The 12,384-nt window shown below is 46.2% G+C and carries 15 protein-coding genes; 9 read left to right on the plus strand and 6 right to left on the minus strand.

Annotation, left to right across the window (positions count from 1 at the left end):
- Positions 1-2: 2 nt before the first annotated feature.
- The 6 genes from ruvA to BC643_RS11295 all read right to left on the minus strand — a co-directional run bounded on the left by ruvA (position 3) and on the right by BC643_RS11295 (position 5,112).
- Positions 3-587: a Holliday junction branch migration protein RuvA gene (gene ruvA / locus BC643_RS11270; protein WP_120273182.1), complete on the minus strand. Its 585-nt coding sequence runs from the start codon at positions 585-587 to the stop codon at positions 3-5.
- A 53-nt stretch (positions 588-640) separates the two neighbouring features.
- The gene (gene pdxA, locus BC643_RS11275; RefSeq protein WP_120273183.1) at positions 641-1,735 is read right to left on the minus strand and encodes a 4-hydroxythreonine-4-phosphate dehydrogenase PdxA; all 1,095 of its coding nucleotides are present in this window, start codon (positions 1,733-1,735) and stop codon (positions 641-643) included.
- Positions 1,736-1,898: 163 nt separating this feature from the next.
- Positions 1,899-2,429 carry a nitroreductase family protein gene (locus BC643_RS11280; RefSeq protein WP_120273184.1) on the minus strand — a complete coding sequence of 177 codons (531 nt, stop codon included), beginning with the start codon at positions 2,427-2,429 and terminating at the stop codon, positions 1,899-1,901.
- Positions 2,430-2,548: 119 nt separating this feature from the next.
- Complete coding sequence (locus BC643_RS11285; protein WP_147377202.1) at positions 2,549-3,049, minus strand: hypothetical protein; 501 nt, start codon at positions 3,047-3,049, stop codon at positions 2,549-2,551.
- A 336-nt stretch (positions 3,050-3,385) separates the two neighbouring features.
- Positions 3,386-4,411 carry a 23S rRNA (adenine(2503)-C(2))-methyltransferase RlmN gene (rlmN, locus tag BC643_RS11290; protein ID WP_120273186.1) on the minus strand — a complete coding sequence of 342 codons (1,026 nt, stop codon included), beginning with the start codon at positions 4,409-4,411 and terminating at the stop codon, positions 3,386-3,388.
- 20 nt (positions 4,412-4,431) lie between these two features.
- A complete protein-coding gene (locus BC643_RS11295; protein ID WP_120273187.1) occupies positions 4,432-5,112 on the minus strand; it encodes a ferredoxin--NADP reductase in 681 nt (226 codons plus the stop codon).
- A gap of 119 nt (positions 5,113-5,231) precedes the next feature.
- Here BC643_RS11295 and yidD point away from each other — a divergent pair, with 119 nt between their 5' ends.
- From yidD to BC643_RS11340, 9 genes are all read left to right on the plus strand, one after another.
- The gene (gene yidD, locus BC643_RS11300) at positions 5,232-5,516 is read left to right on the plus strand and encodes a membrane protein insertion efficiency factor YidD (RefSeq protein WP_120274245.1); all 285 of its coding nucleotides are present in this window, start codon (positions 5,232-5,234) and stop codon (positions 5,514-5,516) included.
- 211 nt (positions 5,517-5,727) lie between these two features.
- Positions 5,728-6,462, plus strand: a complete 735-nt coding sequence (locus tag BC643_RS11305; protein WP_120273188.1) for a sulfite exporter TauE/SafE family protein — start codon at positions 5,728-5,730, stop codon at positions 6,460-6,462.
- A gap of 175 nt (positions 6,463-6,637) precedes the next feature.
- A complete protein-coding gene (locus tag BC643_RS11310; RefSeq protein WP_120273189.1) occupies positions 6,638-7,504 on the plus strand; it encodes a metal ABC transporter solute-binding protein, Zn/Mn family in 867 nt (288 codons plus the stop codon).
- Between the two features lie 79 nt (positions 7,505-7,583).
- Complete coding sequence (locus BC643_RS11315; protein ID WP_120273190.1) at positions 7,584-8,366, plus strand: metal ABC transporter ATP-binding protein; 783 nt, start codon at positions 7,584-7,586, stop codon at positions 8,364-8,366.
- Positions 8,350-9,186, plus strand: a complete 837-nt coding sequence (locus BC643_RS11320; protein ID WP_211338039.1) for a metal ABC transporter permease — start codon at positions 8,350-8,352, stop codon at positions 9,184-9,186. The genes BC643_RS11315 and BC643_RS11320 overlap by 17 nt, the downstream gene beginning before the upstream one ends.
- The gene (locus BC643_RS11325) at positions 9,176-9,355 is read left to right on the plus strand and encodes a hypothetical protein (protein ID WP_120273191.1); all 180 of its coding nucleotides are present in this window, start codon (positions 9,176-9,178) and stop codon (positions 9,353-9,355) included. Before BC643_RS11320 ends, BC643_RS11325 begins: the two co-directional genes overlap by 11 nt.
- Before the next feature lie 268 nt (positions 9,356-9,623).
- On the plus strand, positions 9,624-10,715 hold the full coding sequence (locus BC643_RS11330; RefSeq protein WP_120273192.1) for an SGNH/GDSL hydrolase family protein: 1,092 nt from the start codon (positions 9,624-9,626) through the stop codon (positions 10,713-10,715).
- Between the two features lie 43 nt (positions 10,716-10,758).
- A complete protein-coding gene (locus tag BC643_RS11335) occupies positions 10,759-11,262 on the plus strand; it encodes a hypothetical protein (protein WP_120273193.1) in 504 nt (167 codons plus the stop codon).
- Between the two features lie 188 nt (positions 11,263-11,450).
- Entirely contained in the window at positions 11,451-11,897 is a 447-nt protein-coding gene (locus BC643_RS11340) for a hypothetical protein (RefSeq protein ID WP_120273194.1), read from the plus strand.
- Positions 11,898-12,384: the final 487 nt, after the last annotated feature.

Genomic DNA, 12,384 nt, shown 5'->3' on the forward strand with positions numbered 1-12,384 from the left:
TGTTACAGGCTTTTTAGGGCCGCTTTAATCATCTGCTCGACGGTGATTCCCGGATTTGTTTTTAAAATTTTATCCAGTTCTTTCTCAACACTTTTACGTGCGAAACCGAGCATAACTAAAGCAGATAACGCTTCATCGCGGATAGTATTGTCTGCGCCGGTCATTAAAATTTGGTCGCTAACCGGCTGTTTTCCTATTTTATCTTTCAAATCGATGATGACCCGCTGAGCAGTCTTAGCTCCAATACCTTTGATGCTTTTCAACAGGTTCACATTTTCCTCCAAAATCGCCCTTTTTATCTCATCCGGGGTCAAAGATGAGAGCATCATCAAGGCTGTGCTCGAGCCAATTCCATTCACCGAAATCAACAAGCGAAACAGCTCACGTTCAGCCTGATCGGCGAATCCATAAAGCAAGTGTGCATCTTCGCGAACGACTTGATGCAAATACAGAATAACGGACTGTTTTCCGTTAATTGCGGAGTATGTATTTAACGAAATGTGTATAAAATAACCAATCGATCCGGCTTCAATTACGGCGTTTGCCGGTGTCAATCCGGTGATTTTTCCGGAAATATATTCATACATAGAAGAGAGATATTTTTAGACCGAAGCCCGTGGGCTCCGGTCATTTTATCCAATTAAAGAGTTGGTTCTTCGTCTACAAAATCAACGCTTTCATCAACCTGGTTCGGGTTGATCTCATAGCGTTTTAGCGGATTCTGGCTAATTTCTTTGTACAACTCACGGTTCTTGTGCACATCAATCGCCAGGTACAAAGCTTCGCGGAATGACTCCGGAGACGCCTTACCTTCACCCGCAATATCAAATGCGGTACCGTGAGCCGGAGATGTACGAATAACCGGCAAACCAGCCGTGAAATTCACGCCACGTTCGAACGAAATCACTTTGAAAGGTGTCAAGCCCTGATCGTGGTACATCGCCAAAATAGCATCGAACTTGGTGTAATCGCCCGAACCAAAGAAACCGTCGCAAGGATATGGCCCGATGGCCAGAATACCTTCTTCTTTCGCCTGTTCAATTGCCGGGATGATAATTTCTTTTTCTTCGCTACCCAACAAACCACCGTCGCCGGCGTGCGGGTTCAAGCCCAATACGGCAATACGAGGTTTTTTAATGCTGAAGTCTTGTTCCATTGAAGCTGAAATGATCCGCAATTTGCGAACGATCGCTTCTTTGGTAATCAGGCCCGCAACTTTTGTCAGCGGCACGTGTGTGGTAACCACCCCGATTTTCATCATCTCGCTCACCATCAACATCACATAGTTGTTGGTATTGAATTGCTCTGCCAAAAATTCGGTGTGACCAGGAAAATTGAATTTTTCGCTTTGGATATTGTCCTTGCTGATCGGACCGGTAACCAAGGCATCAATGTTTCCGGCTTTCAAATCGTTCACCGCTGCATCGAGGGCCATGTACGAGGCTTCACCAGCTACATCTGAAATTTTCCCAAGCTCTACACGAATGTTATCGTCAATACAATTGATGATATTCGGTTTGCGGAAATCGGCTTCTCCCGGGTGCTTAATCGTATTAAAGTTGAAATGCTCCATGTCCAACGCTTTGCGGTGGTAAGCTGCCACTTTGGGCGATCCGTAAACAATTGGAGTACACATTTCAAGGATCCGGGGATCACTCAGTGTCTTCATAATCACTTCGTAACCAATACCGTTAATATCACCTTGAGAAATACCTATTTTTATTTTTTTGCTCATTGCGTTCTATTGCTAATCGTTTATTCTAAAAAACTTACAACCACTACCGGTTGTTTAAGTAACCCGTAAATTTAATTCTTAAATCGAGTTTATCAAAAAAGGCGCTGTTTATTTAAAAGCAGTCATTCGAGTGTCGATCCCTATGAAATCTCGATCCTTGTTCTTATTCCTTTACGCCGAACTTGTTGGAATGGATCTTCTCCCACTGCAAATCCGCCGTCTCAACCGGACGTCTTTCCTGGGCAGGATAACCAACGGCGATTATGCTCAACACACTTAAATTTGAAGGAATTTCCAGCACCTCGCGGACATATTCTTCCGCCGTCTTTTCATCCGAATGATTCCGTCCCCGGATTTGCACCCAACAACTTCCCAAACCCAACGCTTGCGCTGTAAGTTGTAAAAAGACGGATGCAACAGAGCAGTCTTCGATCCAGGCTTCTGTTTTTGTCTCATCGGCAGTGATTACGATGGCCAATGGCGCTGTTTCCAATAATTTGCTGCCAAATGGTTTCGACGTTGCCAATTGCTGAATCAGGCTGCGGTCCTGCACCACAACAAACTCCCAGGCATTAGCACTTTTCGATGCAGGTGAGCGCAGTGCTGCCTCCTGCAGTAACTTCAGTTTATCTTCTTCAACAACTTGTTCGGTAAATTTGCGGATACTCCGTCTTTGGCGAATAATATCGATCATGATTTTTGCTTTTTTCTTTTGGAGTAGCAAAACAAATACATTTCAACGACATATCCATAAATCAACGCAGAGAAGCCCGCTCTGAGCTTTCTTTTTCCGAAACAGAATGAAATCTAAAATCAGATAAGAATAAAGAGGATGACCAGTGCGATAAAGAGCATGAACAACACCAACTGGTTGCGAATAAAAAGTCCCAGCAGAATGAGCACTTCAATCTCCTCGGTGTCTGCCATGTAAATATCCACCGAGCCACGGTCTTTAGTCAAAAACTCGTGACTCTGAAAAACGATAATCTCTTGTCCATTGTATTTCCAGGCCCAACGCGACTGCCAAAAATTCTTGATCTCGAGTTCAAAACGCTTGCCGTTCAACACTAAATCGCTTTTGGGGCTGAACAAGTTGATCATGATTGTCGCCAGCGGCGCCTGGTTGGTGGCATCTGAAATTTCCAGTTTCGAGAGGAAGAAATCGCGGCTCAACAGAAAACGCCGCCCATTGATTGTAGCCAAAGCATCGGAGCTGAAAAAACTGTTCCAATCAATCACACCAATCTGCTCGCTGTTTCGTGCAATTGTCAGCCGGTTTTTCAATAATCCTTTAGACCAAACCAATCTATCCATATTCTCTTTTTTCTGAAAATTGAACTGCAATTTAAGTAATTTAAAACAATTCTACGCTGCGGTTTCACCAACCTGCGTGCTTAAAAATGTTAAAAAATGCTATCATAATCAGCTGAAAACATCGACAATTCAAGCGATCGAAAAGGACGTTCCTTCCCGACATTTCGATCAATAATAAAACGAGGAAACAGTCGCTGCTACAAAACCAACACGGCGACTATAAATATGAGACACCAGACTCGAGTAAAAGGAACAAAGAGGAATCACCCACCAGGACATACGAAAAGCAACCAGCGCCAATTGCATCGAAGATGGGCACCATCTTCCTTTGTAGGATCAATTTTTTACCAATGCCTTTGTGCTCAACAAGCCACAAGCAGCGTAAATGTCCTGTCCACGACTGGCACGGATGGTTGTTGTGATACCTTTTTTCTCCAGGCCTTCTTTGAATTCGACCAAAGTTGCTTCGTCGGTTCCTTTCAACGGCGTATCCGGAATCGGGTGGAAACGAATCAGGTTGATGCGGCACTTGATGCCTTCAAGAATACGAGCCATTTCCCGAACATGGGCCGGAGTATCATTCAGCCCGTGGAAAACGATGTATTCGAAGGACACTCGACGTTGACGGCCAAAGTCCCAGTTGCGGATTTCAGCCAAAACTTCATCCAGCGGGTAGGCAATTTCGACGGGCATCAGTCGCTGACGTTCGTCGTGAAAAGGCGTGTGTAAGCTAATAGCGAGGTGACATTCGCTCTCGTTCAGGAAGCGAACCAAACCGGGCACGATACCAATCGACGAAACGGTAATCCGGCGTGGGCTCATGGCAAATCCCCATTCCGAAGTCAGAATCTGCGTACTTTTCAGCACTTCATCCAAATTGTCGAACGGCTCACCCATTCCCATGTAAACGATGTTCGTCACCTCTTCCCACTCGGGAATATTGCGAATTTGGTTGACAATTTCACCGGCTGTCAACTGTCCCTGGAAACCTTGCTTCCCGGTCATACAAAAAAGGCAGCCCATTTTGCAACCTACCTGCGACGATACACAGACCGTCTTCCGATCCTTGTCGGGAATCATCGCGGTCTCTACAAATTTTCCCTTTGCAGTTGGGAACAGGTACTTCTTTGTACCATCGATACTCTCCTGAACTTTCGTCGTATCAACCAGTCCGAAAGTATATTTCTCATTCAGCAGTTCGCGTGCTTTCTTTGAAAGGTTACTCATCTCGTCGATCGAGGACACTTTCTTCTTGTACAACCAATCGGTGATTTGTTTGGCTGTAAATTTCGGCAAAGCGAGTTCCGCGCAAACGCCTTGCAATTCTTCTAGTGTCTTCCCAAATAAAGCTTCTTTCTGCATCCTGAAAATTTTCTGCAAAGTTAGAAATAAATCTCCGCAATGATGTTATCGTAAGGCACGCCCTTGTTGATCAGCAAATCGCGCACCTCGACCACCATGATGGCTTTGCCGCACAAAAAGTACTGCACATCTTTTGGCAGCTCGTCCAGGCTTTTCAGGTAATCAGTTACGCGGCCCGGAAAAACATCGCACGACTGCTCACGAGAACAACAACGCTGGTAGTTCTTCCCCAACGACCAATCCAGTTCATCTTCAAAATAAAACTGGTTCAGGTAGCTGGCGCCATGAATCAACTTCTTATCCTCGAACAAACCCGATTGAAACATCGCGTAGAACGGCGCGATTCCGGTTCCGGTGGCAATCCACCAAGCCGGTTTCTGACTACCAATAAAACTGCCGTAAGGTTCGGTCAGCAAAACTTTATCGCCCGGAACCAGTGCTGCCAACTTGGGCGTCAGATAACCATCTTCTTTTATATTGAAGAGTACCCGTAGCTCCTGTTCGTGGTTTCCGCTACAAATACTGTAAATACGCGGAGGCTGCACCCGGTCAACCCCCAGTTTCACCACCTGTCCGGGCTGAAAATCCCACTTCCGCTTCACGGAAAGCAAAAATACCCCCGGCGAAATTTCCTCGTTACTCAACACTGTTTCTTCCAACAGCTCACGATCTTTCTTAATATATTCTTCGGCTTTAGCCATGTTTTCAATTTTGTCTGCCTCTTAAACACGAAGACATCCGTTTGGTTCTTCGCCATGCCGTTTTTTCGCTTCGGTTAAACCATTCTATTTATGTAACTTTGCCCATTAATAAAGAAAAAATGCGGCGCGTCGTTAAATTCATATTGAAAATCCTGAGCTGGATCCTGCTGATCCCCATCTACTTTTATCGGGCTGCTATTTCCCCGATTCTGCCCAACTCGTGCCGCCACATCCCCACCTGTTCACAATATGCCATCGAGGCCATTAAAATTCACGGACCATTCAAAGGCTTTTATTTAGCCACCAAGCGCATCCTGCATTGTCACCCCTGGGGAACACATGGCTACGATCCCGTTCCTCCACGCGGGAAAATCAAAGTCGAAAAAATGGATTTGAAGAAGTAATTTGAGCTCCAAGTTTCAAGTTTTAAGCTCCAAGTATTCTCCCTCTCTGCTCTCAGTGCCGCTTGCTCCACGCCCTTTGCTCTCTGCTCTCTACCATCAGATTTAACATTCCATTAACCATAAATTTTGTTTTTCATTTGTTTTTAAATAAGTACTTCAACTACCTTTGATAAGTATTTATACTTACCTCGAATTTTTAAAAGACAATTTTATGGAATGGGCGATTAGTGTTGTTGTTATTCTGATGGCGTCGTTGTTAAAAGGGATGACCGGTTTTGGGTTTGCGTTGCTGGCTTTGCCAATACTCACGGTTTTCTTCCCCATGCAGGCTCTGGTGCCGGCCATGACGATTTTCAACCTGGCAACTTCACTCTACATTTTGGCGAACATTAAAATGAAGATTGACTACAAATACCTTCTGCCCATGCTACTTGCCAGCTTTATTGGTATTCCTGCGGGGGTCAACATTCTTCAATACCTTCCTGAGCGTACAATGGAGCTGGCTACCGGTATCAGTATTTTTTCGTTGTCAATGGTATTCCTGCTGAGCGGCAACAAAGAAATTCCGGAATCGCGCAAAAAGAAACCCATTGTTTTTGCCGGCTTTCTAAGCGGCTTCATGGCTTCGAGCATGTCAATCGGCGGCCCTCCCATTGCCTTAGCCATGAACAGAAAAGGTTACACCAAAGAGCTTTTCCGTAAAATGTTTGCGCTGGTAAGCGTAGTGAACGCCGTAATTGCCATCATTCTTTACGTCAGCAAAGGCATGTTTATGATATTTTCGCTGAAATTTGCAGCCTTCCTTTTTCCAGTCATGCTTATCGGATCAAAGATTGGCGACCTGCTCTCCAAACGGGTCAACCAGATGCAGTTTAAACGCACGATTCTCTATTTAAACATGCTGCTGGGACTTTTCATCGTTGTCCGAATCTTGCTTCAACACTAAAAAAGTTCGCTGCGTTCAACAAATCAGACATTTGTCGGTTATTAACCGGACAACAGATAAAATTAGCCACGAGAACAATTTATGATAATTCGACAACCTGTGCCTGTTCGGATTTCTAATTATTTGACCGGGCATATTATCTTTGATCTGTAATTGGAGAACACGGAAAACATTCATGAGAAAACTTTTAGCATTCATTTTTATCGTCGCTCTGGCTTGTAGCGGCCCAAATAAAACGGACAAGCCAACCATTGCCGTCACCATTCTTCCGCAAAAATATTTTGTTGAAAAAATTGCCGGTGACCTTGTACAGGTCAATGTATTGGTACCACCGGGAGCCAGCCCCGAGCTTTACTCGCTGATGCCATCGCAGATGACCGGCCTATCGACCACGTTGGCATGGCTGGGAATCGGACAAGTCGGCTTCGAGCAAGGCTGGGTCGACAAGATCCGGACGAGCAATCCCAAACTCGCCTATTTCGACACTTCGGAACAGGCCGACTGGATTGCAGGAGAGGAAGAAATTCACGGCGACCACGTGCATCTTCATGGAATCGATCCGCACATCTGGTCGTCGCCGGAGGAAGTGAAGAAGATCGCGACAGAAACATACAAAGCTTTAGCGCAGGTACTACCCGAGCATAAAGAAACTTTCGAGGCTAATCTTGCCAAATTTCAAGCTGAAATTGATTCGCTGGATGAAGAGCTAAAACAAACTTTTGAGCAACTGCCTTCCAAAAAGTTCCTGATTTTCCATCCCGCGCTCACTTATTTGGCTCGTCAATACGGGCTTGAGCAGGTGGCCATGGAGGTTGACGGCAAAGAACCTTCGCCTAAACACCTGAAAGAATTGGCAGAAATGGCTAAAAATGAAAATATAAAAGCCATTTTTGTACAAAAGGAATTCAACATGGACAACGCCCGTCAAATGGCAAAAGAAATTGGCGGTGAAGTAATCCAGGTTGACCCGCTGAGTGAAAACTGGGCTGACGAGCTGCGAACAATCGCGAAGAAAATTGCTCAAGCAGAAGAAATTCAGTAATCAGTCGCAGTGATCTGTATTCTGAATCATTGACCAGTCTCAGCAACCAGAAACAAGAAACCAGCAACGAGTATCCAGCATGACCAAACTGCTCGAAATACGGGACCTGACAGTTAGTTACGATCACGAGGTGATTCTGCGAAATGCCAACCTGACCATCAACCAAGGAGATTTCCTGGGTGTGATTGGCCCGAACGGCGGCGGAAAGACAACCTTCATCAAAGCACTGCTGGGATTAGTAAAACCGGCCAAGGGAGAAATTGTCTTTCACATTCCCGAAAACCGGATTGGCTATCTTCCGCAAATCAACCAGATCGATAAACGTTTCCCGATTACCGTCCTCGACGTAGTGCGCTCGGGGAAATCCGATCATCGCAATTTCAGTCTTTTCAGCAAAAACAGAGAAGAAATTGCCCATGCCGAAAGTTTGCTGAAAGAAATGGGCGTGTTGCACCTGCGCGACAAAGCCATTGGCGAACTTTCGGGCGGGCAAATGCAACGGGTATTCCTGTGTCGCTCGCTGATGAACAAGCCGGAACTCCTGATCTTGGACGAACCCGACACTTTTGTCGATAACCAGTTTGAAAGCGAGTTGTACGACAAACTGAAAGAGTTGAACGAGCGCATGGCCATCATCCTGGTTTCGCACGATGTGGGGACAATCTCCTACTATGTGAAAACCATTGCCTGCGTCAACCGCTCGCTGCATTATCATCCAAGCAACATCATCAGCACCGAACAGCTGGCTTCGTACAACTGCCCGCTGCAAATTATAACCCACGGCGAAATTCCGCATACCGTTTTAGGCCAGCACGGCGAACACGATCACAAGCACGACCACAACCATGGACACCATCATTGAGCTATTTCAATACGACTTCTTTTTAAATGCCTTCTGGGCATCGCTTTTTGCGGCCATTACCTGCGGCATTGTGGGAACGTACATCGTTGCGCGCCGCATTGTTTTCATCAGTGGTGGTATCACACACGCCTCATTTGGCGGAATCGGCATCGGTTATTTCCTGGGCTGGAATCCCTTGTTGGGGGCAGCAATCTTCTCGGTGCTTTCCGGACTGGGAATTCAATATTTCACCCGCACGGCCAAGCTGCGCGAGGACTCGAGCATCGCTATCTGGTGGTCGCTGGGGATGGCGATTGGTATCATCTTCATTTACCTGTCGCCGGGGTATGCGCCCAACCTGATGAGCTACCTGTTCGGAAGTATTCTGACGGTTTCAACAACCGAGATCTGGATCATGGCAGGCTTATCATTGGTGTTGGTAACCTTTTTTGCGCTGATGTACCGCGCCATTTTATACGTGGCATTTAACGAAGAATTTGCAAAAACCACGGGGCTGCCGGTTAACCTGATCAACTACATCCTGATCAGCCTCATTGCTGTCACCATTGTGATGAATATCCGCGTGGTAGGCATCATCCTGATCATGTCGCTGTTGACCTTGCCGCAAGCAACGGCCAACTTGTTTACCCATGATTTCCGGCACATGATGCTCTACTCTGTTGGCTTTGCCTTTATCGGTTCATTTGCCGGACTGCTCTTCTCTTTTTTCGCAGACATTCCGTCGGGCGCATCAATCATCTTCACCCTGGTTTTGTTGTTTGGAATCATGAAAGGCGTAACTTTAATCCTGAAACGCCAAAAACGAAAACATGCCGGCTGACGAACATATTTCCTGCTCAAACTGCGACACACAGTATCTGAAAGAAGAACTGGACCGCGACTGCGGAAACTGCTTTAGCTGCACCGGATGCGAAATTTATATCTGTCCCAACTGCCGTCACGAAATCGTAGTGAAGCCGATGAAAAAGCCAGTGCTTAAAAAGGATTAGATCGGAAATCCACCGAACGGCCTGTTATCGTTGTTGTCATTCGTTATCGAGTTGTCGTAACAATCGTCTAAAACAAAGAGCTACTTAGCGACTTGGCGTCTCTGCGTGCGTCCGATAATACGCCGAAGAATTAATACCTCAACAAAATCAATTCCCCCCTTCGACCAAAATTTGGACATCCATTCTACGCAATTGCCTAAAAGTTGGTAAATTCGGGCTTCACAATTCAACCAATCCTATTTTAACAAAAATACCCAACAAACATATCATGAAAATTTTCAACGGAACACTCTTCCTCGTAGCAGTCCTGCTGTTTACCACAGCCTGCGCCAAAAAACAAGATTTAGTCGTTAACTACAATAACCCTGAGATCGCTTATTCAGGACGGATTGACACAACCACACAAGCGGGCGCCGAACTGTTTTGGTCGGGAACCCGTATCCGCATCAACTTTGAAGGTGAATCAATCTCAGCCCTGTTCCGGGAAGAAAGAGGCGACAACTACTACAATGTGTTTGTGGATAACGACAGCGCCTTTATGCTGCGTCCCGACGCCACAAAACAATATTACGAACTGGCCTCGAAACTGGCTCCCGGAAAACACACCGTAGAGATTTTTAAACGTACCGAATGGGATCGCGGTGTGAGCACTTTCTTCGGATTCAAGATTTCCGGAGATGCCAAAGTACTCGCCAAACCCGAGCCGAAAAAACGAAAAATTGAATTCTACGGCAACTCCATTACAGCTGGTTATGCAGTAGATGATTTTTCGGGGGAAGACCGTTCCGACAGTATTTTCACCAACAATTACGAAAGTTACGCCCGCATTACAGCCGATCATTTCGACGCCGAGTACCGCTGCATTTGCAAGAGCGGCATTGGTATTACCATCAGCTGGTTTCCGCTGATTATGCCCGAAATGTACAATCGCCTCAACCCGAATGATCCGGACAGCCGCTGGGACTTTTCGCTGTACACGCCCGATGTGGTGGTCATCAACCTGTTTCAAAACGACTCGTGGCTGGTAAACCTTCCCAATCACGAACAGTTTAAAGCCCGCTTTGGCACCGAAAAACCAACTCCCGAATTCATCATCAACGCTTATGCCGACTTTGTGCGTTCCATCCGGGCCGAATATCCCGATGCGCAAATCGTCTGCATCCTTGGAAGCATGGACGCCACCCGCGAAGGATCGGAATGGCCGGGCTACGTGCAACAGGCTGTTGCCCAATTGGACGATGCGAAAATTTACACGCATTTCATCCCGTTCAAAAACACTTCGGGGCACCCAAGCATTGCCGAACAGCAAACCATGGCCGACAGCCTGATCCGGTTTATCGACGAAAACATCAACTGGTAAGGCCAGCCACAACAACACAATACACACCTATTCCCAAAAGCACATGTTTAAAACAACAACAAGCAGAACATTCACTGACGAGCAGGTACGCGGAAGCGGCCTTCCCCTTTCTGAAGCCATTACCGGCACGCTCGGCAAGCTGGGTTTCGCCGACATCAAGCAGCGCGGCAATACCATTAAGTTCAAGTCGAACCAACAGGAGGACGAGCTCGAATCGCTACAGCGCCGGTTCGGGAAAGCTTACATCCAAATCTCGCTGGGTACAACACCAACTGTCAGCGTGGTAACTGACCAACGCGTTGAGAAGCTGCTCAACCTGTTCGGAAACCTGTTTATACTTACAGCCTTCAATATTATGGCCTTTCGTAAAATGAAAGACCAACCGCTGTTTGTCGGGGCCATCAACATCATCTTTCTGGTTATCCTGGTACTGCAACTGTTGCGTACCCGCTGTAACTGCAAAAGCAAACACAAGGAATTGCTCGACCAAATTGAAAAAGATCTGGAAAGCCGCGCCGAAACTGCCAGCCAGGCAATGATTGTCTAGCATATAAAAACATTTATTCCGAACTGACCTGGTGACCTTGAGTTTCCCGGTCAGTTTTGTTTACAGCTTTAATTCTTTCGTTTTTGTCTTCCCCACAACGCAACCATGTACAATTCATAACATCTATACAACAATTCACCAAGGGAATTACTCAGGCAACGTACCAGTAAAACCATAAACCCTCGACAATGAAAAAATTACTGATTCTGCTAATCACAATCAGCGCGCTTTTTTCGTGCAGCGACACCGAGGACGCTCCCCAAGCCAAGTTGTTTGACAGCGACCACTACCCACAAAAATGGATACTCGTTGAAATGTCGGGACAGATCCCGAACTCAGTTACAACCGGCAGCGACATGCCCTGGCAGGAATACTACATACTTAAGTCCGACGGAACTTTTCTGAAACACCGAGATGACTCGGGTAACAGCCTCGAAGGAACTGGCACTTTCCATTTTACGACCGACGAGAACGGTGAATTACTGGAACTCAACTACAGCGAATCCAACGCTATTGTGGGAACCTGCAGCTCGGTAAAACAAGCCGAAGAACTAAGATTGGATGCGAGCGACAAGCTGATTGGGACCTGGTCGGCCTGCGACGGCCCGGGCTTGAAATACGAACGCTTTGAATAAACCGGCTACAATGGATGAAAATACGACTACTGACCGGGTGACTTCGAAGTCACCCGGTCAGTTTGCTTAGAAAACACTTTAAATTACGATAACAGGGGAATATCTTTCGTATCGCTTTTAAGTTGTAAGACACATTTATTAGCCCTCCTCATCGGGACCGATGTCAGAAACTACAATAATACTTCCGCACAACAAAACCGAAAGAAACAGGCACAATATACTGTCCTTTAATAAAATGCAAGGCATCAAACCATTCGACCTGATGAAAAAAATGTAGAGAGAAGATTACCACCATGCAGCGAATGTAGCCAAGACACATCACACAACTTTTTCGGTGCACCTGAAACATAGAATAACATTCTAACCCCGGGTAAGCGAAGTGCCACCCCGGGCTACAACAGTTCACCCCGCCGGGGTAAATGAACAACACAATGGAGTAACTAAATTTGAATTGGTGTTGTTAACTCGAAACAGATCACGTACATCC

The organism is Mangrovibacterium diazotrophicum (assembly GCF_003610535.1).
Taxonomy (GTDB): domain Bacteria; phylum Bacteroidota; class Bacteroidia; order Bacteroidales; family Prolixibacteraceae; genus Mangrovibacterium; species Mangrovibacterium diazotrophicum.